Origin of the sequence: Streptomyces sp. JH34 (assembly GCF_029428875.1) — a bacterium.
Lineage (GTDB): Bacteria > Actinomycetota > Actinomycetes > Streptomycetales > Streptomycetaceae > Streptomyces.
This window is the reverse complement of the sequence record NZ_JAJSOO010000001.1, coordinates 1548817-1571797: the sequence shown is the minus strand read 5'-3', so window position 1 is coordinate 1571797 and position 22981 is coordinate 1548817. Positions and strand designations below refer to the sequence as shown.

20 protein-coding genes and 1 pseudogene are annotated in these 22981 nt (G+C 72.6%); 17 read left to right on the top strand and 4 right to left on the bottom strand.

Translation table 11 applies throughout. The features are described from left to right. Window positions 1-49: 49 nt before the first annotated feature. Together LWJ43_RS06920 and LWJ43_RS06915 are read left to right on the top strand one after the other, a co-directional pair. Window positions 50-877 (top strand): enoyl-CoA hydratase family protein, encoded by an 828-nt coding sequence (locus LWJ43_RS06920; RefSeq protein ID WP_277331409.1) that lies wholly within the window; start codon window positions 50-52, stop codon window positions 875-877. 4 nt (window positions 878-881) lie between these two features. Next, window positions 882-3218 carry a bifunctional salicylyl-CoA 5-hydroxylase/oxidoreductase gene (locus LWJ43_RS06915; protein WP_277331408.1) on the top strand — a complete coding sequence of 779 codons (2337 nt, stop codon included), beginning with the start codon at window positions 882-884 and terminating at the stop codon, window positions 3216-3218. A 71-nt stretch (window positions 3219-3289) separates the two neighbouring features. On the opposite strand, the gene LWJ43_RS06910 is transcribed toward LWJ43_RS06915, so the two are convergent. Then, on the bottom strand, window positions 3290-4111 hold the full coding sequence (locus LWJ43_RS06910; protein WP_277331407.1) for a GNAT family N-acetyltransferase: 822 nt from the start codon (window positions 4109-4111) through the stop codon (window positions 3290-3292). Between the two features lie 51 nt (window positions 4112-4162). Then, on the bottom strand, window positions 4163-5785 hold the full coding sequence (locus LWJ43_RS06905) for an AMP-binding protein (protein ID WP_277331406.1): 1623 nt from the start codon (window positions 5783-5785) through the stop codon (window positions 4163-4165). Between the two features lie 91 nt (window positions 5786-5876). Here LWJ43_RS06905 and LWJ43_RS06900 point away from each other — a divergent pair, with 91 nt between their 5' ends. The 11 genes and pseudogenes from LWJ43_RS06900 (at window position 5877) to LWJ43_RS06850 (ending at window position 15451) form a co-directional block, all read left to right on the top strand. Beyond that, complete coding sequence (locus LWJ43_RS06900; protein ID WP_277331405.1) at window positions 5877-7010, top strand: acyl-CoA dehydrogenase family protein; 1134 nt, start codon at window positions 5877-5879, stop codon at window positions 7008-7010. Beyond that, window positions 7007-7408, top strand: coding sequence for a RidA family protein (locus tag LWJ43_RS06895; protein WP_277331404.1), 402 nt, complete (start codon window positions 7007-7009; stop codon window positions 7406-7408). The genes LWJ43_RS06900 and LWJ43_RS06895 overlap by 4 nt, the downstream gene beginning before the upstream one ends. A gap of 170 nt (window positions 7409-7578) precedes the next feature. Further along, the gene (locus tag LWJ43_RS06890; RefSeq protein ID WP_277331403.1) at window positions 7579-7821 is read left to right on the top strand and encodes a hypothetical protein; all 243 of its coding nucleotides are present in this window, start codon (window positions 7579-7581) and stop codon (window positions 7819-7821) included. A gap of 159 nt (window positions 7822-7980) precedes the next feature. Continuing rightward, window positions 7981-10326: pseudogene (locus tag LWJ43_RS06885) on the top strand (Na+/H+ antiporter subunit A); the annotation flags it as partial. Window positions 10327-10420: 94 nt separating this feature from the next. Next, on the top strand, window positions 10421-10885 hold the full coding sequence (locus LWJ43_RS06880; RefSeq protein ID WP_346771977.1) for an MnhB domain-containing protein: 465 nt from the start codon (window positions 10421-10423) through the stop codon (window positions 10883-10885). Beyond that, window positions 10882-11475: a Na(+)/H(+) antiporter subunit C gene (locus LWJ43_RS06875; RefSeq protein ID WP_014153481.1), complete on the top strand. Its 594-nt coding sequence runs from the start codon at window positions 10882-10884 to the stop codon at window positions 11473-11475. The genes LWJ43_RS06880 and LWJ43_RS06875 overlap by 4 nt, the downstream gene beginning before the upstream one ends. After that, window positions 11472-13118: a Na+/H+ antiporter subunit D gene (locus LWJ43_RS06870; protein WP_277331401.1), complete on the top strand. Its 1647-nt coding sequence runs from the start codon at window positions 11472-11474 to the stop codon at window positions 13116-13118. The genes LWJ43_RS06875 and LWJ43_RS06870 overlap by 4 nt, the downstream gene beginning before the upstream one ends. Continuing rightward, window positions 13115-13747 carry a Na+/H+ antiporter subunit E gene (locus LWJ43_RS06865; RefSeq protein ID WP_277331400.1) on the top strand — a complete coding sequence of 211 codons (633 nt, stop codon included), beginning with the start codon at window positions 13115-13117 and terminating at the stop codon, window positions 13745-13747. Before LWJ43_RS06870 ends, LWJ43_RS06865 begins: the two co-directional genes overlap by 4 nt. Next, window positions 13744-14064, top strand: a complete 321-nt coding sequence (locus tag LWJ43_RS06860) for a monovalent cation/H+ antiporter complex subunit F (RefSeq protein ID WP_277331399.1) — start codon at window positions 13744-13746, stop codon at window positions 14062-14064. The genes LWJ43_RS06865 and LWJ43_RS06860 overlap by 4 nt, the downstream gene beginning before the upstream one ends. Next, a complete protein-coding gene (gene mnhG / locus LWJ43_RS06855; RefSeq protein ID WP_277331398.1) occupies window positions 14061-14456 on the top strand; it encodes a monovalent cation/H(+) antiporter subunit G in 396 nt (131 codons plus the stop codon). Before LWJ43_RS06860 ends, mnhG begins: the two co-directional genes overlap by 4 nt. A gap of 263 nt (window positions 14457-14719) precedes the next feature. Continuing rightward, a complete protein-coding gene (locus LWJ43_RS06850) occupies window positions 14720-15451 on the top strand; it encodes a CDP-alcohol phosphatidyltransferase family protein (protein WP_277331397.1) in 732 nt (243 codons plus the stop codon). On the opposite strand, the gene LWJ43_RS06845 is transcribed toward LWJ43_RS06850, so the two are convergent. Beyond that, window positions 15420-15869 carry an adenylyltransferase/cytidyltransferase family protein gene (locus LWJ43_RS06845; protein WP_277331396.1) on the bottom strand — a complete coding sequence of 150 codons (450 nt, stop codon included), beginning with the start codon at window positions 15867-15869 and terminating at the stop codon, window positions 15420-15422. The two genes, LWJ43_RS06850 and LWJ43_RS06845, sit on opposite strands and share 32 nt — an antisense overlap. Before the next feature lie 166 nt (window positions 15870-16035). Between LWJ43_RS06845 and LWJ43_RS06840 the strand changes: the two genes are divergently transcribed. Genes LWJ43_RS06840 through LWJ43_RS06830 form a run of 3 tightly spaced genes read left to right on the top strand, consistent with a single transcriptional unit; the run spans window position 16036 to window position 20203 of the window. Further along, complete coding sequence (locus LWJ43_RS06840) at window positions 16036-17280, top strand: glycosyltransferase (protein ID WP_462100940.1); 1245 nt, start codon at window positions 16036-16038, stop codon at window positions 17278-17280. Beyond that, window positions 17277-18965, top strand: coding sequence for a lipopolysaccharide biosynthesis protein (locus tag LWJ43_RS06835; RefSeq protein ID WP_277331393.1), 1689 nt, complete (start codon window positions 17277-17279; stop codon window positions 18963-18965). The genes LWJ43_RS06840 and LWJ43_RS06835 overlap by 4 nt, the downstream gene beginning before the upstream one ends. Next, window positions 18962-20203 carry an MATE family efflux transporter gene (locus LWJ43_RS06830; protein ID WP_277331392.1) on the top strand — a complete coding sequence of 414 codons (1242 nt, stop codon included), beginning with the start codon at window positions 18962-18964 and terminating at the stop codon, window positions 20201-20203. The genes LWJ43_RS06835 and LWJ43_RS06830 overlap by 4 nt, the downstream gene beginning before the upstream one ends. Here the strand turns inward: LWJ43_RS06830 and LWJ43_RS06825 are convergent. Further along, window positions 20172-21707, bottom strand: coding sequence for a hypothetical protein (locus LWJ43_RS06825; protein WP_277331391.1), 1536 nt, complete (start codon window positions 21705-21707; stop codon window positions 20172-20174). The genes LWJ43_RS06830 and LWJ43_RS06825 overlap by 32 nt on opposite strands. A gap of 110 nt (window positions 21708-21817) precedes the next feature. On the opposite strand from LWJ43_RS06825, the gene LWJ43_RS06820 reads away from it, so the two are divergent. After that, window positions 21818-22981 carry a glycosyltransferase gene (locus LWJ43_RS06820; protein WP_277331390.1) on the top strand — a complete coding sequence of 388 codons (1164 nt, stop codon included), beginning with the start codon at window positions 21818-21820 and terminating at the stop codon, window positions 22979-22981.

Here is a 22981-nt window from a genome sequence, read left to right as displayed (position 1 = left end):
AACTTCGAAGCGCATCTGCCGCAGCCCGACGGCTGGAGGGGACCCTTCCATGAGCCCGTTCACCGGCTCCGCCCAGCGGACCGAACGCTGGAAGCATCTGCGCCTGACCATCGACGACGGCGTGGCGACCGTCACGCTCGCCCGTCCCGAGAAGCTCAACGCGCTCACCTTCGGCGCCTACGCCGACCTGCGCGACCTTCTCGCCGAACTCTCCCGCGAACGCTCCCTGCGCGCCCTCGTGCTCGCCGGTGAGGGGCGCGGGTTCTGCTCGGGCGGCGACGTGGACGAGATCATCGGCGCCACACTCGCGATGGACACCGCGCAGCTCCTGGACTTCAACCGGATGACCGGGCAGGTCGTACGGGCCCTCCGCGAGTGCCCGTTCCCCGTCGTCGCCGCCGTGCACGGAGTCGCCGCCGGTGCCGGGGCGGTCCTCGCCCTGGCCGCGGACTTCCGGGTCGCCGCCCCGTCCGCCCGCTTCGCCTTCCTCTTCACCGCCGTCGGCCTCTCCGGGGGCGACATGGGCGCCGCCTACCTCCTGCCCCGCGTCGTCGGCCTCGGCCACGCCACCCGGATCCTGATGCTCGGCGATCCCGTCCGTGCCCCCGAGGCCGAGCGCATCGGACTGATCAGCGAGCTGACCGGCGAAGGTGAGGCCGACACCCGGGCAGCCGCTCTGGCCCGCCGCCTCGCCGACGGCCCGGCCCTCGCCCTCGCCCGGACGAAGGCGCTCCTCACCGCGGAGCTCGACATGCCGCTCGCCGCCTCCGTGGAGATGGACGCGTCCACCCAGGCCCTCCTGATGAACGGCGAGGACTACGCCGAGTTCCACGCCGCCTTCACCGAGAAAAGGCCGCCGAAGTGGCGGGGCAGGTGACGCGATGCCCTCCCCGGACACGCAGCGGATCGCGGTCATCGGCGGAGGACCCGGCGGGCTCTACGCCGCCGCACTCCTCAAGCGGCTGCGCCCCGGCCGCGAGGTCACCGTGTGGGAACGCAACGCCCCGGACGACACCTTCGGCTTCGGCGTGGTCCTCTCCGACGAGACGCTCGGCGGCATCGAACACGCCGACCCCGTCGTGTACGCGGCACTGAGCGACGCTTTCGTCCGCTGGGACACCATCGACGTCGTGCACCGGGGCGCCACCCAGACCTCCGGCGGCCACGGCTTCGCCGCGCTGGAGCGCCGTACCCTCCTGCGGATCCTGCACGAGCGCTGCGCCTCCCTCGGTGTGCGGCTCCGCTTCCGTGCCGAGGCGCCGCCCGCCGCCGAGCTGGCCGCCGCCCACGACCTGGTCGTCGCCGCGGACGGCGTGCACAGTGCGACCCGCGAGGCCCACGCCCGTCACTTCCGCCCCACGGTCACCCACCACCGCAACCGCTACATCTGGCTCGCCGCCGACTTCGCGTTCGACGCCTTCCGCTTCGAGATCGCGGAGACCGAGTACGGCGTGATGCAACTGCACGCCTATCCCTTCGCCCGCCCCTGCGACCACCGCCCCTCGACGAGCGTCCCCGGCCCGCCGGACGGATCCGGTGCCTCCACCGTCATCGTCGAGATGCGCGAAGAGGTCTGGCGGGCCGCCGGGCTCGACACCCTCCCCACCGCCGAGTCCGCCGAACTCTGCGCAGGTGTCTTCGCCGAGGCGCTCGTCGGCCGGCCGCTGCGCTCCAACAAGTCCTCCTGGCTCACCTTCGCCACCGTCACCAATCAGCACTGGTCGCACGGCCGCACGGTCCTCCTCGGAGACGCCGCCCACACCGCCCACTTCTCCATCGGCTCCGGCACCAAGCTCGCCGTCGAGGACGCCCTCGCGCTCGCGGCCTGTCTCGAGGAGCAGCCCGACCTGCCCGCGGCCCTCGCCGCCTACGAGGCGGAGCGCCGCCCCGTCGTCCTGTCCACCCAGCGGGCCGCCGCGGCCAGCCTGCGCTGGTTCGAGGAACTCCCGCAGTACACACACCAGTCGCCCAGGCGGTTCGCCTTCAACCTCCTCACCCGCAGCCGCCGCGTCACCCACGACAACCTGCGGCTCCGGGACCCCGCCTTCACCGGGGCGGTCGAGGAGGAGTTCGGCTGCCCGCGCGGCACCCCGCCGATGTTCACCCCCCTGAGGCTCCGCGGCCTCGAACTCCGCAACCGTGTCGTCGTGTCGCCCATGGACATGTACTCCGCCGCCGACGGCGTGCCCGGCGACTTCCACCTGGTCCACCTCGGCGCCCGCGCGCTCGGCGGCGCCGGTCTCGTCATGACCGAGATGGTCTGCGTGAGCCCCGAGGGCCGCATCACCCCTGGCTGCACGGGCCTCTGGACCGACGAACAGGCCGACGCCTGGACCAGGATCACGCGTTTCGTCCACGACACGGCCCCCGGTACCGCGATGGGCGTCCAGCTGGGTCACTCCGGCCGCAAGGGATCGACCCGGCTGATGTGGGAAGGCATCGACCAGCCGCTGGAGGAAGGTAACTGGCCGGTCGTCGCCGCCTCACCCCTCCCGTACGCGCACGGTGTCAACCAGATCCCGCAGGCGCTGGACAGGGACGGGATGGACGCGGTGCGAGACCGGTTCACCGAGGCCGCCCGCCGCGCCGCCCGCTGCGGGTTCGACCTCCTCGAACTGCACTGCGCCCACGGCTACCTCCTCTCCGGCTTCCTCTCCCCGCTCACCAACCTGCGCACCGACGCCTACGGCGGGTCCCTGGAGAACCGGCTGCGCTTCCCCCTGGAGGTCTTCGACGCGGTCCGTGCCGCATGGCCGCAGGACCGGCCCATGACCGTACGCGTCTCCGCGACGGACTGGGTCCGGGGCGGTACGAGTGACGAGGACGGCCTGGCGGTCGCGCGCGCCTTCGCCGCTCACGGCGCCGACGCCATCGACGTCTCCACCGGCCAGGTCGTTCCTGAGGAACGCCCCGAGTACGGCCGCTCCTACCAGACCCCGTACGCCGACCGGATCCGCAACGCCCTGGACGTGCCCGTCATCGCGGTCGGCGCCATCTCCTCCTGGGACGACGTCAACTCGCTGCTGCTCGCCGGCCGGGCCGACCTCTGCGCCCTGGCCCGCCCCCACCTCCACGACCCGCACTGGACGCTGCACGCCGCGGCCGAGCAGGGCTACTCGGGACCTGGTGTCTCCTGGCCGCTCCCGTACCGTGCGGGCAGCCGCCATCCGCCGACCGGCCGCACCGACGCCCCGAAGCCCCGCCTCACCCTCGACTGAGCGCCGGACAGGCGCGCCCGGGACGGGGCTCGGATCCGCCCGCCGGGCCGGACGGACGGCCCGCCGCGCCGTCACTCCGGCTCCGCGGTGATCAGCAGGCGGTCGGAGACGGCCTCGTAGCCGATGCGGAGGTACACGCCGTTGCTCGTCGGGTTGGAGAGGTCGGTGAAGAGCAGCACCTCCGCGGCCCCGCCCTCCCGGGCCAGGCGGCCGGCCTCCGCCGTGACCGCCGCCGCGTAGCCCCGTCCTCGGTGTTCCGGCGGGGTGTAGACGGCCGACACCCGCACCGTGCCCGCGATCATGCGCGAGACCCCCGCCATCGACACCGGCTCCCCGCCCGACTCCCAGAGGGTCAGCCCGCCGTGCGCCATGCGCTCGTCCACGACGCGTTCCGCGCGGTCGCCGGACTGCCCGGTCTCCGCACCGAACGCCCGGATCCACGCGACGAGCAGCGGGCGGTCGGCGGCGGTCGCGGACCGGGGCCTCCCGTCGGGTGCGGGGGAGGGCGGCACTGCCGTGCCGAGCCGGTACAGCCGGTGCTCCTCGTCCACACGGTGGCGCGGCCAGCGGGCGGCCAGCGCCAGGGCCGCCTCACGGTCCGCGTCGATGCCGGCCAGCGGCAGCGCGTCGGCCAGCGCGCCGACGGCCTCCGGGGCGGCCGAGCCCAGGACCGGCGGGAAGGGCGGCGTGCGCACCAGCGCCCCGGCCACCTCCCCGTCCGCCCCGCGCCACCAGCCCAGCACGGGAAACCCCGCGCCGTAGGCGTGCGGTCCGCCGTCCCGCAGGGTGGCGGTGACGGTCAGCAGCAGGGTGTTCTCGGCGGGCCGGGCGGCCAGTGACGGTCCGGCCGCCTCCAGGAAGGCGTCGACGTCGTCGGTGAAGGTCCAGGACATGCCTCATCCTGTCCGGCCGCCGCCCCCGTGGCACCCCGTTTTCACGGGCGGTCACTCCGGAGGGGTGGGCCCGCGCAGCAGGAAGCGCTGGAGCTTCCCCGTCGCGGTCCTCGGAAGCTCGGGCACGAACTCGACGGCACGCGGGCACTTGTGCGGCGCCAGCTCGCCCTTCGTGTGCGTACGCAGATCGTCGGCCGACAGGGACGCACCCTCACGCAGGACGACGTACGCGGCCACGATCTGCCCGCGCAGATCGTCGGACCTGCCCACCACGGCAGCCTCCGCCACGTCGGGGTGGCGCAGGAGGGCCTCCTCCACCTCGGGGCCGGCGATGTTGTAGCCGGCGGAGATGATCATGTCGTCGGCGCGTGCGACGTAACGGAAGTAGCCGTCGGGCTCCCGGACGTAGGTGTCGCCGGTGATGTTCCAGCCGTGGCGCACGTACACCCGCTGGCGTTCGTCGGCGAGGTACCGGCAGCCGACCGGACCGCGCACGGCCAGCAGGCCGGGTTCTCCGTCGGGCAGTTCCACGCCGTCCTCGTCCACCACACGCGCCTGCCAGCCGGGCACGGGTACGCCGGTGGTGCCGGGCCTGATCGCTCCGTCGGCCGCCGAGATGAAGATGTGCAGCAACTCGGTGGCACCGATGCCGTTGATGATGCGCAGCCCCGTCCGTTCGTACCAGGACCACCAGGTCGCGGCGGGCAGGTTCTCCCCGGCCGAGACGCAACGGCGCAGGGCGGACAGGTCGTGGCCGTCGAGCGCGTCGAGCATCACGCGGTACGCGGTCGGCGCGGTGAACAGGACGGAGACGCGGTGGGCTGCGAGTGCGGGCAGCAACTGCTTGGGTCCCGCCTGCTCCAGCAGCAGGGCCGAGGCGCCGGCCCGCAGCGGGAAGACGACCAGCCCGCCCAGCCCGAAGGTGAAGCCCAGTGGCGGGCTGCCCGTGAACACGTCGTCGGGTTCCGGCCGCAGGACGTGTCGCGCGAAGGTGTCCGCGACGGCCAGCACGTCGCGGTGCGTGTGCATACAGCCCTTGGGCCGACCGGTGGTGCCCGAGGTGAACGCGATGAGCGCGATGTCGTCCGCGGCGGTGTCCACCGCCCGGTAGGGTTCCGGCCGGGCCGCTGCCGCGAGCTCCGTCAGATCGTCGGCGGAGCCGCCTCCGTACGTCGTGACGCGCAGCCCCGGAACTCCGGCGGCGAGCAGGTCGTCCAGCGACCGGACGTCGCACAGGGCGTGGCCGACACGGGCGATGGAACAGATCGTGGCGAGTTCCGGGGCCCGCTGCCGGTCCAGCACCGTCACGGCGACCGCCCCCGTCTTCATCACGGCGAGCCAGCATGCGGCCAGCCAGGGCGTGGTGGGACCGCGCAGCAGCACGCGGTTGCCGGGGACGACGCCCAGATCATGTGTCAGCACCCGGGCGACGCGGTCCACCCGGTCGCGCAGTTCCCCGTAACTCCACACGGATCCGTCCCCGCTGCGGAAGGCGGGCCGGTCGGGGCCGAAGGCGGCGACGGTGCGGTCGAGCAGCTCGAATCCGCAGTTCAGCCGGTCCGGGTAGGCCAGTTCGGGGAGTTCGAAGACCAGCTCGGGCCAGTCCTCGGCGGGTGGGAGATGGTCGCGCGCGAAGGTGTCGGTGTGCGCGCTCGCGGTACCTGACGGCTTCATGAAGCATCGCCCCCTTGCAGCCCTTGGAGCGTATCGTTTGAGTGACGGTAGTCAACGGTCCGCGATAAGACGCGACAAGAGAGGCGCCGGTATGACGGCATTCTCCCTCGATCCCGGTCAAACCGCCTGGTGCGAAGAGTTGTACGCACTCGCCCGTGAGGAACTCCGGCCGCTCGCGGAGAAGGGCGAGCCGGGCCACGTCAACCGCCCGCTCGTCGCCGCGCTCGGCGGACTGGGACTCCTGGACCGGCTCCTCGGCTCGGGCGCGCTCGATCTCTGCCTGCTGCGCGAGTCGCTGGCGCGCGGATGCACGGAGGCGGAGACCGCGCTCGCGCTCCAGGGCCTCGGAGCCGGTCCGGTCCGTCTGGCGGGCACCGAGGCCCAGCGCGCACGCTGGCTCCCCGAGGTGCGCGCGGGCCGCGCCGTCGCCGCCTTCGCGCTCAGCGAGCCGGGCGCGGGTTCCGACGCGGCCGCTCTCGCCCTCGCAGCCCGGCCGGCCCCCGGCGGTGGCGGCTGGCGGCTCACCGGCGAGAAGTGCTGGATCTCCAACGCCCCCGAGGCGGACTTCTACACCGTCTTCGCCCGGACGGGAGAGGGCGACGGATCCCGTGGCGTCACCGCCTTCCTCGTCCCCGCCGACCGGCCGGGGCTCACCGGGGAGGCGCTGGACATGCTGTCCCCGCACCCCGTCGGGGCGCTGGACTTCGACGGCGTGCCGGTGAGCGCGGACGACGTGCTCGGCGAACCCGGCCGGGGGTTCCGGGTCGCCATGGACACCCTCAACCTCTTCCGCCCCGGCGTCGGGGCGTTCGCGGTCGGCATGGCGCGCGCCGCGCTCGACGCGACCCTGGAACACACGGCGCACCGCAGCGCCTTCGGGGCCCCGCTCAAGGACCTGCAGGCCGTCTCGCACCAGGTCGCCGAGATGGCCACCCGCACCGAGGCGGCCCGGCTCCTGGTCCTCGCGGCCGCCGCCGCCCACGACGCCGGTGAGCCGGGGGTGCCCCGGCGCGCGGCCATGGCCAAGCTGTACGCCACCGAGACCGCGCAGTACGTCGTCGACGCGGCCGTCCAGCTGCACGGTGCCCGCGCCCTGCGCCGGGGCCACCTGCTCGAACATCTCTACCGGGAGGTCCGCGCCCCCCGGATCTACGAGGGCGCCACCGAGGTGCAGCGCACGATCATCGCCAAGGAGCTGTACGCGACACGGGAGACCCCCGCATGAATCCGATCAGCCGTATCAACCCCGCCGAACTCTCCCCGCCCACCGGCTTCTCGCACGCCGTCACGGCCACCGGTGGCCGACTGGTCTTCCTGGCCGGCCAGACCGCACTGGACGGGGACGGGAAGGTCGTCGGAGACACCCTGCCGGAGCAGTTCGAGACCGCTCTGGGGAACCTGCTCACCGCCCTGCGCGCGGCGGGCGGCGCCCCGACCGCCCTGGCCAGGGTCACCGTCTACACCACCGACGTGGCCGGGTATCGCGCACACGCCCGCGAACTGGGCGCCGTCTGGCGGAGGCTGGCGGGGCGTGAGTATCCGGCCATGGCGGTCATCGGGGCGGTCAGGCTGTGGGACGAACAGGCCATGGTCGAGATCGACGGCATCGCCGTGCTGGACTGAGACGGGAGGCGGAGGGGCGACGGCGGGAGGCGGGGCACGCCGAAGCGGCGGTGCGCTCGGCCGCACCCCTCTCGCCGAAGTGTCGGGGATGCCCGCCGTGCCCAGGTAGCGGTGCACACGCTCCGGAGTCACGCTGGAGACCGGGGTACGCGCACAGGGAGGCGACGGCGATGACCACAGGGCCGTCCCCGCCCACGGTGAACAGGTCACCCGACGGTGACGGCATCACCGTGCGCGAAGAGGCGCGCTGCGGTCTCCGCGCGACCGGATCCGTCCCCGGGATGCCGGACGAGATGCCCGACGAACCGCGCCATCTGTCCCTGAACGCCGACCGGGTGTTCCGCGGCGGGCCGGAAGGATCCGGGGCCGCCGCGCAGGAACGCTCCCACGTCATGCCGTGTGACCACGGGTGAACAGGGCAGACGCCGTTCTGTGACCACAACGGGACGACAGCCGGCCGCCACCGACGCGGACCGGGACCAGCGGGCCGGCGACCGCGCGGCGCGCCGGACGGGTGAACCGGGCCGGGGGATATATCTGTATTCGGTGGCCTTTGTTCCGGAACACCCGTCGTGACCGTTCTCATCCTCTGTCATTTCGCGCTGGCGGCGTGCGCCGTGCCGCTGGTGCGACGACTCGGCCGTCACGCCTTCGTCGTGCTCGCACTTCCCCCCGCCGCCACGACGGTGTGGGCGTTCACCCAGTGGGGCGCCACGGCGGACGGCGGGGCGGTCACCTGGTCGTGGGAGTGGATCGCCACCTACGACGTCTCGGCGGCCCTGCGCCTGGACGCGCTCGCCGAGCTGATGGTGCTGCTCGCGGCCGGTGTGGGCATGCTCGTCCTGCTGTACTGCGCGTCCTACTTCACCGACACCTCACCCCGACTGGCGCCCTTCGCGGGCAACCTGCTGGCCTTCGCCGGCGCCATGCTGGCACTCGTCCTCGCGGACGACCTGATCACCCTCTACGTCTTCTGGGAACTGACCACCGTCTTCTCGTACCTGCTGATCGGGCACACCAGCGAACTCAAGAAGAACCGACGCTCCGCCCTCCAGGCCCTGACGGTCACCACGCTCGGCGGACTCGCCATGCTGGTCGGCTTCCTGATCCTCGGTGAGGCGGCCGGCACCTACCGGATCTCCGCGATCGTGGCCGACCCCCCGGAGACGACCCTCGCCGTGTCCGTGGCCGTCGTCCTCGTGCTGTGCGGGGCCCTGTCCAAGTCGGCGATCTGGCCGTTCAGCCTCTGGCTGCCGAACGCCATGGCCGCTCCCACCCCCGTCAGCGCCTACCTGCACGCCGCGGCCATGGTCAAGGCCGGTGTCTACCTCGTGGCACGGCTCGCCCCCGCCTTCGCCGACGTCCCCGTCTGGCGCCCCGTCGTCCTGGTGCTGGGCGGAGCGACGATGCTCCTCGGAGGCTGGCGCGCCCTGCGCCTCCACGACCTGAAACTCGTCCTCGCCTACGGCACCGTCAGCCAGCTCGGCTTCCTCACCGTGCTCGCCGGGGCGGGCAACCGGAACGCGGCGCTCGCCGCGGTCGCGATGATCCTGGCGCACGCCCTGTTCAAGGCCGCCCTGTTCCTCGTCACCGGCATCGTGGACCACGCCGCCGGTACCCGTGATGTGCGCGTGCTCTCCGGACTCGGCCGCACCACGCCCTACGTCTGCGCGGTCGGCGTGCTCGCCGCCGCCTCCATGGCCGCCCTGCCGCCGTTCCTCGGATTCGCCGCCAAGGAAGCCGCGCTCGAAGCGCTGCTGCACGGCGACACCGCCGACCGCTGGACGCTCGCCGTCGTCGTCCTCGGCTCGGTGCTGACGGTCGCCTACACCCTGCGCTTCGTATGGGGGGCGTTCGCCCGTAAGCGCGGGGTCGCCGACACCCCCGTCCACCGCGTCGGCGCCGCGCTCCTCGCCCCGCCCGCGGTGCTCGCCGTCGTCGGGCTGGTCCTGGGCCCCGGTGTGGCATGGACGGACCGTCTGTTCGCCGCGTACGCCGACGTCTTCCCCGCCCCCGAGGACCCCTACCACCTCGCGCTCTGGCACGGCCTCGGGACCGCCCTGCTGCTGTCCGCCGCGACGTGGGCGGGCGGTGCCGTGCTCTTCGCGGTACGCGGGACGGTCACCAAGGTCTCCCGCCGCGTCGCCTGGCCGACCGCCGACAGCGTGTTCGGCCACCTCCTGCTCGGCCTGGAGCGCGTCGCCCTCCAGATCACCGGCTTCGTCCAGCGCGGTTCCCTGTCCGGCTACCTGGCCATCACCATGGCGGTGATGCTGGCCGGCCAGCTCGCGGTGCTGGTCACCGACCGCCCCTGGGACGGTGCGGTCGCCCCCCGGGTGTGGGACGTCCCGCTCCAGGGCGCGGTGGCCTTCCTCACCTGCGCGGCCGCACTCTCCTGTCTGACCGTCAGCCGCCGGATGAAGGCCGTCGTCCTGGCGGGACTGACCGGCTACGGGGCCGCCCTGCTGTTCGTCGTGCAGGGCGCGCCCGACCTGGCGCTCACCCAGTTCTGCGTCGAGACGGTGTCGATGATCGTGTTCGTGCTGGTCCTGCGCAGGCTGCCGGTGCGCTTCGAGGAGTCGATCGGCACCTGGCGGAGGGCGCTGCGGATCCCGGTGGCGCTCGGCGCGGCGGCGACGGTCGGGGTGGCCGTCTGGACGGCGGGCGCCGCACGCGTCGCCGAGCCCGCGGGCGCCGCGATGGTCGAGGAGGTCGCCCACCACGGACTCAAGGACGTCGTGGCCACCATCCTCGTCGACCTGCGCGCCTGGGACACGATGGGGGAGTCCGCCGTCCTCGCGGCGGCCGCGATCGGCGTCACCAGCCTCATCTATCTGCACCGCCGCAGCGAGGCCTCCATGAACAGGGAGGAACTACGGGGGGGAGACCGCGTGGACGCTGTCGGGCCGGCGGCTCACCGGCTTGCCGCAGGGCGACGACACCGCGCCAGAACGCAGCTGGCTGGCCGCCGGCGCCACGCTCGCGCCCGAGCACAGGTCCGTCGTCTTCGAGGTGGTGGGGCGCCTCCTCTTCCACCCCATCCTGGTGCTCTCCCTGTACCTGCTGTTCTGCGCGGAGAACATGCCGGGCGGCGGATTCGTCGCCGGGCTGGTGGCCGGACTCGCCCTCATCACCCGCTACCTGGCAGGCGGGAGGTTCGAACTCGCGGAGGCCGCGCCGCTGCAGCCGGGCCTCTTCACCGGACTCGGGCTGTTCGTGTCCACCGCCGTCGCCCTGGGCGGCCTCGCGGAAGGCACGGTGCTGCACGCCTGGACCTACCACGGGCACCTGCCCGTGTTCGGTGACTACCACCTGAGCACCTCGGTCCTCTTCGACTTCGGCGTCTATCTGCTGGTCCTCGGCGTCGTCCTCGACATCGTGCGGGCGCTGGGCGCCAAGGTCGACCGGCAGATCGAGCGGGCGGCGGGCGCGCTGGCCCCGGCGACCGATTCCGGGACGGGGGAGCCCAACCGATGACCATGAGCGTCTCGCTCCTCGCCACGGCTGTGGTCCTCTGCGCGGTCGGCGGCATCCTCATGCTCACCCGGCCGCTCACCCGCATCCTGCTCGGCGCGGTGATCGCCGGCAACGGCATCAACCTGCTGGTCCTCTCGTCCACGGGGTCGGCCGGCGCCGCGCCCCTGCTCTACGGGGTGCCGCTGCGCCGGGTCACCGATCCGCTGCCCCAGGCCATCGCCCTCACCGCCATCGTCATCACGCTCGCCACCACGGCCTTCCTGCTCGCGATGGCCTACCGCAGCTACCAGCTCACCGGCACGGACGAGGTCCACGACGACCTGGAGGACCGGCGCATCTTCCTGCGCGCCGAGGTGCTGGGGGAGCGTGCCGAACTCCGTGAGGAATACCGGGCGGAGCCCGGACGCACCCGCAAGGAGCGCGCACGCTACCGGCAGGAACGCCACCGCCTGCGTGCCCGGCTGCGCGCCGACCGCGCACTGCAGGCCCGGGGCCGGGACGCCGGTGGCGACCTGTGGCACGACGTGCTGGGCGCCGATCCGGAGGACTACGTGAACGACACGCACGACGACCGAGGAGCCGCCGGATGAACGCGCTCGTCCCGCTGCCGGTCCTGCTGCCACTCTGTGCCACCGGGGTGAGCCTCGCCTTCGGCGTCAGGCTCGCACGCTTCCAGCGCTTCATCAGCGTCGCCGTGCTCACCGCCGTCCTCGCGCTCTCGGTGACCCTGATGATCGCCGCGGACCGGCAGGGCCCCCTGTCCGTCCATCTCGGGGACTTCGCCCCGCCGCTCGGCATCACGCTGGTCGCCGACCGGCTGTCCGGGCTGATGCTGACCGTCTCCTCGGCCGTCACCCTCTCCGTCCTCGTCTACTCCCTCGGCCAGGGCATGGCGGACCGGGACAAGGAGACGCCCGTCGCCGTCTTCCACCCCGCCTACCTCATCCTGGTCGCCGGGGTCTCCCTCACCTTCATCGCGGGCGACCTCGTCAACCTCTACGTCGGCTTCGAGATCATGCTGGTCGCCAGCTTCGTCCTGCTCACGCTCGGCGGCACCGGACCGCGCATCCGGGCCGGTTCCACCTACGTGATCATCTCGTTGTTCTCCTCGATGCTGTTCCTCACGGCGATCGCCATGACCTACGCCGCCACCGGCACGGCCAACTTCGCCCAACTGGCGCTGCGGCTGCCCGACCTGCCGCTCGGGGTGCAGACCCTGGTCCAGGCGATGCTCCTCACCGTCTTCGCCATCAAGGCCGCCGTCTTCCCCCTGGCCGCCTGGCTCCCCGACTCCTACCCGACCGCGCCGGCGCCCGTCACCGCCGTCTTCGCGGGCCTGCTGACGAAGGTCGGCATCTACTGCATGCTGCGGACGGAGACCCTGCTCTTCCCCGGCAACCGGCTCGGGGACCTCCTCATGGCCGTCGCCCTCGCCTCGATGATCGTGGGCATCCTCGGCGCGGTCGCCCAGACCGACCTGAAGCGGCTGTTCTCCTTCACCCTCATCAGCCACATCGGCTACATGGTCTTCGGAATCGGCCTCGCCACCCGTGAGGCGTACGGCGGCGCGATCTTCTACGTCGCCCACCACATCACCGTCCAGACCAGCCTCTTCCTCGTCGCCGGGCTCATCGAGCGCCGGGGCGGCACCAACGAGCTCACCCGGCTCGGCGGACTGGCCAGGTCGGCCCCGCTGCTCGCGGCCCTCTTCTTCGTCCCCGCCATGAACTTCGCGGGGATCCCGCCGCTCTCGGGCTTCATCGGGAAGCTCGGGCTCATGCGGGCCGGCGTCGCGGACGGCAGTGTCTGGGCCTGGATCCTCGTCGCCGGAGCTACGGTGACGAGCCTGCTCACCCTGTACGTGATGGCCAAGATCTGGAACCTGGCCTTCTGGCGCGCCGAGCCTCCGGGCCAGGCCGCCTACGGCACCGTCCTGGAGACCGCCGACGACAGCGACGACGACGACGATCCCGGCCCCGACCGCATCCCCGGCACGGGCGACGAAGGAGTCGGACCGGGACCGGCCGGCCGGACCGTGGCCGCCACCCTCGAGGGGCAGGCCGTCACCACCACCGTCCGTCCCCCCCGGGCCATGACCGCCGCCACCGCCGGTGCCGTCGTGCTCGGCCTGGCCTTCACCGTGCTGGCGGGCCCGCTGACGGCCTTCACCGACCGCTCGGCGGCCGAACTCATCGCCCGCCGGCCCTATGTGGAGGAGGTCCTCGGACCGTGAGGCGCCTGATCACCTTCTCGTACCGCAACCCCGAGCTGCCGCCCTTCAGTATCGGGTTCGCGGGCCGTCGGCGCCGGGTGCTCGACCTCCCGCTGATCGCCTGGCTCACCTTCATCTGGGTCCTGCTGTGGTCCACCCTCACCTGGGCCAACGTCGTCACCGGTGTGGTCGTCGCGGTGGCCGTCTGCCTCGCGTTCCCGCTGCCGCAGGTCGACCTGGGGCTGCGACTGCACCCCTGGGGCATCCTCCGGCTCGCCGCCTACCTGCTCTACGACATGTACACCTCGGGGGTGAAGGTCACCCGGCAGATCTTCGCCGACCGGCCCCACCGGCCCGCCGTCATCGGCGTCCCCCTGCGGTGCCGGAGCGACCTGATGCTCGCCGCGACCGCCGTCACCGTGTCGAACGTGCCGGGCGGCTCCGTGATCGAGGTGCGCAGGGCCACGGCCACGCTCTTCCTGCACGTCCTGGACGCCGACAGACCGGCGGAGCTGGAGGCTGCCCGGCGCTCCGTCTGGAAGCTGGAGGAGCTGACCGTCAGGGCGTTCGGCACCCCCGACGAGATCGCGCGGGTCTCCGGACCACCGCCACCGGTTCCCGGTTCCGACACCGGAGAGGAGAGGACATGAGTGGGCCCGAGACCGTCGACCGGGTGCTCATCACCGCGGCCGTCGTGTTCGTCGTCGTCGCGGGGGCGCTGCTGCTCTTCCGGATCAGCCGCGGCCCCTCGATGCTGGACCGGGCCATCGCACTCGACGTGTTCGCCGCCGTGGTCATCGCCGGCCTGGGCGCCAAGTCGGCGTTCGCCCGCGACTCGTTCTACTTCCCGATCATGCTGGTGCTCGCGTTCCTCGGCTTCACCGGCTCGGTGGGCATCGCCCGGTTCATCGCCGTACGCGACAAGCCGCTGTCGCGGCGCAGGCCCGGTAAGGAGGGGCGGAAATGAGCGTCTGGCTCCAGATCACGGACACGGCGGGGGCGGTGCTGGTGTTCCTCGGCGCGGCCATCTGCCTCCTCGGCGTGGTCGGCATGCTGAAGCTGCCGGACGTCCTGTCGCGCAGTCACGCGGCGACCAAACCGCAGACCCTCGGACTGCTCCTGGTACTGGCCGGCGTCGCGCTGAGGCTGCGCAGCGGCATGGACTTCGCGACGCTCGCGCTCATCGGCTTCTTCCAGCTGATGACGGGTCCGGTGGCCTCCCACCTCGTGGCGCGGTCGGCGTACCGGACGGGGCAGATCGAGCGCGGTGAGCTGCTGTTCGACGACCTCGACGCGCAGCTCACCGAGCCCGGTCAGGAGGCGGGTGAGCGGCCGGACCCCGGCACGGGGCGGAGCTGAGGGCGTGGGCGGCCGTCGAGCAGCCGCCCGCGCGGGGCGCGGACCGTGGCGTCGGTGACGCCGGGCCGGCCGGTGACGTACCCGCGGACCGAACCGTGCAGAGCTGTCAGGTCGGTGAGGAACACCTGACGAGCTCCTCGGGCGTGCCGACCGGGTCGCGGAAGTCGTGCAGTCCGCCGAACGTGAGGAGTCCGGGTATCTCCACGCCGGACACACTGTTTCTGCGATGATGCGGCGGGGAACCACCGGGCGCTGGGGGGCGTATGTCAGGCACGGGTACGGTGCTGCGCGAGTTGCGCGGCGCACAGAAGTCGTCCAAGGGCGTCTCGCTCTACTCGCGGTACGTGAACAGGCCGGCCGGGCGCCTGCTCGCGGCGGGTGCATACCGCGTGGGACTGACGCCCAATCAGGTCACCATGATCAGCGCGCTGTTCACGTTCTCGTCGATCACCGCGGTCGCGCTCCTCGAGCCGTCCTGGTGGCTGGGAGCGGCTGTGTACGCCGGTCTGGCCGTCGGCTTCGCCTTCGACTCGGCCGACGGGCAGCTCGCGCGGCTGACCGGCCGCGGCGGGCCTGACGGCGAATGGCTGGACCACGTCGTGGACTGCGCGAAGATGATCCTCGTCCACAGCGCCGTACTGATCTCGTTCCACCGCTTCGGCGTCCTGCCCGGCGAGGGATGGCTCCTGCTGCCGCTCGGCTTCCTCTTCGTCGCCGTGCTCACCTTCTGCGCGGGACTGCTCCGGGAACAGCTCGGCAGGGCGGCGGCTCCCGCCGGACCCGCGGCCACGGGGCCCGCGGCTCCGGTGTCCCGGGTCAGGGCCGTGGCGCTGCTGCCCGCGGACTACGGGGTCTTCTGCCTGGTCTTCCTGCTGCTCGGCGCACCCGGCGCCTTCCGGGCCGGGTACGCCGCACTCGCGGTCGTGCACGCCGTGTTCCTGGTGGCGTTCCTGGTCAAGTGGTTCAGGGAGCTGAAAGCGCTCCGGGCCGGCTGACGAGCACGTCCAGCGCCCGCCTCAGCTGGGTGCTGGACGTGTGCACCGTGTAGGGGAAGTAGACGACCTCCACCCCGACGGCGGCGAAGTCCCGCTCGAGGCGCTCACCCTTCTCGGTGCCCCGCCAGTCGTCGCCCTTGAAGATGACGTCGAAGCGGACCTGCTGCCAGGTCTCGACCTTGTCCGGAACGGTCTCCACGAACGCCGCGTCCACGTGGCGCACACTGCGCACGATCTCCAGCCGCTCGGTCAGTGGGATCACCGGGGTGTGGCCCTTGGCCAGCGCGGCCATCTCGTCGGAGACCACTCCGGCCACCAGGTAGTCGCACTGACTGCGGGCGTGCCGCAGGATGTTGAGGTGGCCGACGTGGAACAGGTCGTACACCCCCGGCGCGTAGCCGACTCTGTGCTGCACCATCCGTTCTCTCCCCCCACGGTGGAACTGGTTCAACGACCTTACTGTGAAGAACACTTGTGCAACCCGTGAACGGATAAGCTCGGACGAGAGGCTGTTCCGGGGGGAAGGCGATCATCCGTTGTCCGCTGCTGAGCATCAGAGTCCGTTCGAGAACCGCCACCTTCTCGTGGTCTCCACCAACTACGCCCCCGAGCTGACGGGCATAGGGCCGTACGCCACCCAGCTCGCCGAGCACTGGGTGGCGTCCGGGGCGAGGACCCAGGTCCTGACCGGTATGCCGCACTACCCCGCCTGGCGCGTGGACGAGCGTTACCGGGGAGTGTGGCGCACGGAGGAGAGCCGCGAGGGGGTCCGCGTGCACCGGCGGCGTCACTATGTGCCGCCCCGGCAGACCGCGCTGCGCAGAGCCGCCTTCGAGGCCTCCGTGCTGATCCACGGCATCCTCGCCCCACCGCCCGGACGCCCCGACGCGGTGATCTCGCAGATGCCGAGCCTCGCGGGCGGCGTGATCGGGGCCCGGCTCGCGCGCCGCCACGGCGTCCCCCACATACCCGTCGTCCAGGACCTGATGGGAGCCGCCGCCGCGCAGAGCGGCATCCGCGGGGGAGGCAGGGCGGCGGTGGTCGCCGCGAGGGCCGAGCGTCACGCACTGCGCGGCGCCGCCCTCGTCGGGGTCATCCACGAGAGCTTCGTGGAGGGCGTCACCGCCCTCGGCGTGGACCCGGGCCGCATCCGTGTCGTCCCCAACTGGACGCATGTGCACAGTCCTTCGGCCGATCGTGCCGCAACCCGCGCCAGGCTCGGATGGGCCGAGGGCACCCCGGTACTGCTCCACTCCGGGAACATGGGCCTCAAGCAGGGGCTGGACGTCCTGGTCGACATGGCGCGGCTGGCCCCGGACGTCCGGGTCGTCCTGATGGGCGACGGCAACCAGCGTGACGGTTTGCGGGAGCGGGCCGCAGGCCTGCCCAACCTTGACTTCCTCCCGCCCGCGGGCGCGGACGACTTCACCGACGTGCTTGCCGCCGCCGACGTCCTCGCGGTGACCCAGCGGGCTTCCGTGCTCGACATGAGCGTGCCGTCCAAGCTGACCTCGTACTTCGTCTCAGGACGCCCCGTCGTCGCCTCCGTGGCCGACGAGGGCGGTACGGCCGATGAGGTGCGCCGTTCGGGCGCAGGGGTCCTCGTGGCTCCCGAGGACCCGGCCGCGCTCCTCACCGCCGTACGCCGGCTGGGAGCCGATCCGGTGGCGGCCGAGGCGCTGGGAGCACACGGCCCGCGGTACGTCGCACAGCACCTGAGCAGGGAGGCGGGTCTCGCCCGCTTCGACGCCCTGCTCGCCGAGGCGCTCCGGGAAGCACCGGCCGGCGCCACGCGTACCGGGGAATCACAAGGGGGAGCAAGCCGATGAGTCACCAGATCCGTCCCCTGGACGACCAGGACGAACCGGCGCTGCTGCGCGACCAGTTCCGCCAGCTCCTGCGCTACCGCGCCCTGCTCGCCGGGGGCGTCGTCGTGGGCCTGCTCGGCGGCGGGTTCCTCGCGCTCAGCGGCGACGACACCTACACGGCCAGCGGCGAGGTGCAGGTGCGCTCCGCGACCTCGGACCCCTTCGCCACCGGAGCGTCCGCCGACAAGGGCATCAACATCGGCTCCGAACGGCAGACCGCGGTCAGCGACACCGTGGGAGACCTGGCCGCCGGAACCCTGCTGAAGAAGGGCGACGACGTCACCGCCCGGAAGCTGCTCGCAGGCCTCCAGGTCACCAACCCGCCCAACACCCTCACCCTGCGCTTCTCCTACACCGGTGCCACCCCCGAGCAGGCGCGAGCCCGCGCCGAGGCCCTGGCCGAGGCCTACCTGACGCACCGCAAGGCGCGGACCCAGGAGAGCATCGACAACATGGCCGACGGCTACCGCGCCCAGCTCGACCCGCTTGAGGAGAAGCGCGACCTGCTGGAGGAAGGCACCGGGGTCGACGCCGCGGGCGACGTCAGCAGCGCACGCGCCAACATCATCGTCTCCATCTCCGAACTGAGCCGGAAGATCTCCGAGCTCAAGGCACTCGACACCACCCCCGGCTACCTCAACAAGAAGCCGGTCGCGCCCACCGAGCCCGCCGGTGCAGGGCTGCCGCTGCTCCTCGGGCTGGGCGCGGTCGTCGGTCTCGCCCTCGGACTGCTGCTGTCCTGGGTACGTCTCGTCTTCGACCCGGCCGTCCGCTCCCCCCGGGAGCTCGTCCGTTCCCTCGGGGCGCCGCTGCTCGGCACCCTGCCCAGGGAACGCGCCGCGGCGGGCACCCTTCTCGCGATCGGGCGCAGCGGTTCGCGGCTCGCCGAGGAGTACCGCGCGGTGGCCTTCCGGCTGGCCTACGACCCGTCGTTCGCGGAGAGGCGCCGGCTCCTGGTCACCGCCCCGCGCGGGGACAACGCCGCCGCGGCCGCCGCGGCGGTCAACCTGGCGGCCGCCTTCGCCGAGATGGGCCGCGACGTCCTGCTCGTGGAGGCCGATCTGCGCACCCCGTCCCTGGCCCGTGACCTGGGGCCGGCCGCCCACGAGGTCCGGCCGCCGAGCTGGGCCGCCGATGAGGGCGACCGCACCTGGCCGGCGGGTGGCCGCTCCAACGTGGACGTGCCCGGCTCCGGCGCGTTCGCCCTGGTGGCGGGGACCACCGCGGACAACGTGCCACGCGCCCTGACCTCCGCGTCCGTCGCACGGATCGTCGCCGAGGCCGACCGCCCCGGTGCCGTCGTCATCGTCCTCGCCCCACCGGTGCTGTCCTACGCCGACGCGGTCGCGCTCGTCGACCGGGTCGAGGGCGTCATGATCGTCTGCGACCCGCGCGAGGTCCACCGAAGCGACCTGGAACGCATCCGCGAGATCATCGGTGCCTCCGGAGGCCAGGTGCTCGGCGCCCTGCTCCACACGAGCCGGGACAGGCTGGGGCGGAGGGAGGCCCGGCCCGGGTCCGGCCGGCGGCGCGGAGGCGGCGGACCGGGCACGCCGGTCCTCGGGGCGGACGCGCCGGAGCTCACAGGGAACCCCGACGAGACCATGGGGCTGCGCTCCGTCACCCTCCCGGGGGCGCGCCGGTGAGAGCCCGCACCGCGATCCTCTGCTCGGTCGCGGACCAGGGCGTGGCGGCGCTCACCAACATCCTGGTGCTCGTGGCCGCCGCCCGGCTCTCCACCGTCGCCGACTTCGCCCGCTTCTCCGCCGTCTACCTCGTCTTCACCGTGCTGCTGGGCGTGTCGGGCGCGTACACCGGGCAGCCCCTGGTCCTCCGGCGCGGCGCCGGTGAGGACATCCGGGGCGCCTGCCGCTCGGCCGTGGTGTTCACCGTGGGTGCCTCGGCCGCCCTGGGCGGCCTGCTCGCCGCCGTGTGCCTGTTCGTCCCGGGGGACACCGCACGCGCCCTCGTGATGCTGGGCGCCGTCCTGCCGGTCGTACTGGGGCAGGACGCCCTGCGCTACGCCTTCTCCACCCTCCAGAGACCTCATCTCGCCCTGATCGCGGACCTGCTGAGGCTGGCCTGCGTGCTCGGCGCGCTGTCCGCCCAGGACCACGGAGCGACGCCCGCCCGGCTGATCCTGGTCTGGGGACTCTCCGCCGCGCCCGCCCTCCTGCTGTCCGCCGCGCTGCTGCACCGCTCGACGGCCGGGGCCCCGCTTCTGCTGCGCCCGATGCTCCGTCGAGGTCACCTCGGACAGCGCTTCGTCGTCGAATTCGGTGTCGGCAACGCGACCGGCCAGCTCTCCGTCCTCGGCCTCGGAGCCGTCGGCAACCCGCTCCTGGTCGGCGCGCTGCGTGGCGCGACCACCCTGTTCGGTCCGCTCAATGTGCTGTTCACCTCCGCCACGTCCTTCGGCCCGCCGCTGCTCGGCAGGATCGGCGACGAACGACGCCGGGTCCGGGCCACCGCCGGGCTCGCGGCCGTCCTCTCCGCCACCGCCGCCCTCTGGGCCACCGTGCTGGCCCTGCTGCCCGAGCGGGCGGGCCGGGAACTCCTCGGCGACACCTGGCCCACGGCGGCCACCCTGCTCCCGGCGACCGGCAGCCAGTACGCGGCGATGGCCGCCGGCACCTGCGGACTGCTCGCCCTGCGCATGCTCGACCCGCGCACGACGCTGAGCATCCAGGTGGTCTTCTCGCTCACCGCCGTGGCCCTGATGGCCGGCGGCTACCTCATCGGCGGCGTCCCCGGTGCGGCCTGGGGGCTGTGCCTGGGGTCGGTCTGCAAGGCCGCCGCCACCTGGACCCGGGTGGCCCGGCTGCGCCGAGGCGCTCCGGCGGGGGAGACCGTCAGCGCCGACGCGCTGCCCTCTGCTCCCTGAACGTGGTGATCAGCAGCAGGCACAGGGCGGCGATGGCCAGCTTCCCCGCCGCCTGGAGCAGGGGACCGCGCAGCAGGATGAAGGTGTAGCCGGCGATCAGCGGCGCCGCGATCGCCAGCACACTGCCGGGGCCGGGGCCGGCCCTGGTCACGGCCAGCGCGTACCTGCGGTCGGTACGCGCCGCGGCGTAACCGATCAGGGCCAGGCCGCCGATCATGCCCGAGGCGCCGAAGTCGACCCAGAACTCGGTCCACAGAGGGGCCGAGAGGTTGGTCATCCGCAGCCCCATCCACTGCCCGACCCGTACCCCGGTGTCCTCCGGCTTCCCGCTCCACACCGCGCGCGGCACGAAGAACAGGGCCGAGCCCGCGAGCTGGCGGCCGTAGGTGTGCTCCCGGGTGTCGACCCACGAGATGGTGTTGGCGAACATCACCATCTGGTCGTAGTCCTTGGTCACCAGCGGCTCGAAGACCGAGGCGGACTGCGCGGACCGCTGTGCCTCGTCGTCGTACCGGAACTTGTCCGCGTACGGGAACACCACCAGCGCCCCCACCACCCCCGTCGCCAGCACCGTGCGGTAGACCGCGGCACTGCTCGGGAGCGCGGTGAACACGAACGCCATCAGCACCGTCAGGAACCAGTAACGGGCGTTGGATATCGGGTTGTTCACCACCAGGTTCAGCGCCCCGAGAGCCACCCACACCAGCACCGTGGACGGGGTGCGCCTGGCCCGGTAGGAGGTCGCCAGGCGGCGGGTGTAGAGAAGCAGCGCCAGCAGCGCCGGGACCTGGCCGAAGCCCTTGAGGAACGCCGAGCCGACATTGGACCCCTCCGCCGCGACCCCGGTCGCCGCGACGGTCTCGTTGATCTCCTGCCGGCTGGAGAAGAAGACCGCGGGCCCGCCCAGCTTCAGCACGTAGAACGCGCTCGCCGCGAACGCCACCAGCACCAGCAGCCGCAGCCGCACGGGATGCGCGAGAGCAGGCCCCCAGCTCCGCACCGAGACCGTACGGCGTCGCAGCGGGCGCCGCGAGGCGAGCAGCGCCCCCAGGTCGTAGGCGGCACACCCCACCAGAACCATCGCGATGGCCGTGACCAGGTCCTGGCGCGGCCCCACCATCGGCGTCGGCGTCTGCCCGATCACCACCTGGGCGAACGGGGCCACGCCCATCGCGATGTACACGAACATCCAGAAGACGCCCTGGAGCAGCCGCCGCCGGGTGGAGAGGATCATCGTCGCGAGCCGGGCCCCGGCGTAGCAGGTCAGCACCAGCTGGAGCCAGTACGCCGTGTCCCGGACCTCGCTGCCGGGCTGGGCGGCGATCACCGCAGGCAGGAAGCAGACCAGCCCCAGGATGAGCGGCACGGACAGGGCCCGCGACAGCATCGACCAGGCGATCGGCTGCTCGGGCGGCTCCGGAACACCGCCCCTGGCCCGTGAGTACTCCGGACGCGCGACCGTGCGGGCGGCCTGTTCCCGCGCCGATGTGTGCACCGACGTCATGCGCCCCCCCCCGGGATCAGTGAACCGCTGAACACTCTAACGAATCAGCCCACTTGAGGGGGCGCGATGACTACCCTGTGAATTATTGGCCGCAGTCGAGGGGAACTCTGGTGAAGGTCCTGCATGTTGTCACGCTCCACACTCCGGACCACGCCTTCGGCGGGCCGACCCGGGTGGCGTTCAACCTCTCCAAGGTCCAGCGGGCGAACGGCGACGACGCCCGCGTCATGGCCCTCGGCGACGGCTTCCCGGACGGCGAACTGCCCAGTCATGTGGAGGGAGTTCCCGTCCACCTCTTCCAGGCGCGTCATCTGCTCCCGATGTTCGAGGTCAGCGGCATCACCTCCGCCGCACTGCTGCGCACCGCACGCCGCATGATGCGTGGTGCCGACCTCGTACACGTCCATCTGATGCGGGACCTGGTGACCCTGCCTGCGGCGCTCCTCGCGCTCGCGACCCGTACACCCCTGGTCGTCCAGACCCACGGCATGATCGACCCCACCGAGAAGAAGGTCGCCCAGCTCACCGACGTCCTGGGGGTCCGCAGGGTACTGCGCGAGGCCGACGCCGTCCTGCACCTCACCGAGATGGAGCGGGGCGATGTGAACGCCGTCGCGGCTCCCGTGCCGCTCACCCGTACCGTACGGCTGGTCAACGGTGTCCGCCCGCAGGAGCGCAAGCCCGCCCGCGACCCCGGCCGCCCGCCGACGGTGCTGTACCTCGCCCGCATCCAGGAGCGAAAGCGGCCCGAGGACTTCATCGCCGCGATGCCGCACGTCCTCGCCCGCCACCCGGAAGCCCGCTTCGTGCTGGCCGGCCCGGACACCGGCGCGCTGGCCGGCACCCTGGCCCTCGCCCGGAAGCTGGGCGTCACGGACTCCCTCGACCATGTGGGCCCGCTGGAGCACGACGAGGTCCTCGCCGCCGGACGCGAGGCCGATGTGTACGTTCTGCCGGCGATCGAGGAGCCGTTCCCGGTCTCGGTCCTGGAGGCGATGTCGGTCGGCACTCCGGTCGTCATCACCCGCACCTGCGGGCAGGCCCCCGACGTGTCGGGGGCCGGTGCGGGCCGGGTCATCGACAGCCGGGTCGGCGAGGACGCGGCCAACGCCCGTAAGGTCGCCGACGCGATCCTGGAGCTGCTGGAGCCGGAGGCCGCAGAGCAGGCGGGCAAGGCCGCCTGGCAGCTGGTCAACGACCAGTTCACCATCGAGGCCGTCACCGCCACCCTCCGGCGGACCTACGAGGACGTGGTCCGCCGGAGGCGAGGGTGA

Excerpts from the sequence above, each read along its gene's own strand:
- LWJ43_RS06920 (WP_277331409.1), top strand. The coding sequence starts at position 50 with ATGAGCCCGTTCACCGGCTCCGCCCAGCGGACCGAACGCTGGAAGCAT.
- LWJ43_RS06915 (WP_277331408.1), top strand. The coding sequence starts at position 882 with ATGCCCTCCCCGGACACGCAGCGGATCGCGGTCATCGGCGGAGGACCC.
- LWJ43_RS06910 (WP_277331407.1), bottom strand. The coding sequence starts at position 4,111 with ATGTCCTGGACCTTCACCGACGACGTCGACGCCTTCCTGGAGGCGGCC.
- LWJ43_RS06905 (WP_277331406.1), bottom strand. The coding sequence starts at position 5,785 with ATGAAGCCGTCAGGTACCGCGAGCGCGCACACCGACACCTTCGCGCGC.
- LWJ43_RS06900 (WP_277331405.1), top strand. The coding sequence starts at position 5,877 with ATGACGGCATTCTCCCTCGATCCCGGTCAAACCGCCTGGTGCGAAGAG.
- LWJ43_RS06895 (WP_277331404.1), top strand. The coding sequence starts at position 7,007 with ATGAATCCGATCAGCCGTATCAACCCCGCCGAACTCTCCCCGCCCACC.
- LWJ43_RS06890 (WP_277331403.1), top strand. The coding sequence starts at position 7,579 with ATGACCACAGGGCCGTCCCCGCCCACGGTGAACAGGTCACCCGACGGT.
- LWJ43_RS06875 (WP_014153481.1), top strand. The coding sequence starts at position 10,882 with ATGACCATGAGCGTCTCGCTCCTCGCCACGGCTGTGGTCCTCTGCGCG.
- LWJ43_RS06870 (WP_277331401.1), top strand. The coding sequence starts at position 11,472 with ATGAACGCGCTCGTCCCGCTGCCGGTCCTGCTGCCACTCTGTGCCACC.
- LWJ43_RS06860 (WP_277331399.1), top strand. The coding sequence starts at position 13,744 with ATGAGTGGGCCCGAGACCGTCGACCGGGTGCTCATCACCGCGGCCGTC.
- mnhG (WP_277331398.1), top strand. The coding sequence starts at position 14,061 with ATGAGCGTCTGGCTCCAGATCACGGACACGGCGGGGGCGGTGCTGGTG.
- LWJ43_RS06850 (WP_277331397.1), top strand. The coding sequence starts at position 14,720 with ATGTCAGGCACGGGTACGGTGCTGCGCGAGTTGCGCGGCGCACAGAAG.
- LWJ43_RS06845 (WP_277331396.1), bottom strand. The coding sequence starts at position 15,869 with ATGGTGCAGCACAGAGTCGGCTACGCGCCGGGGGTGTACGACCTGTTC.
- LWJ43_RS06835 (WP_277331393.1), top strand. The coding sequence starts at position 17,277 with ATGAGTCACCAGATCCGTCCCCTGGACGACCAGGACGAACCGGCGCTG.
- LWJ43_RS06825 (WP_277331391.1), bottom strand. The coding sequence starts at position 21,707 with ATGACGTCGGTGCACACATCGGCGCGGGAACAGGCCGCCCGCACGGTC.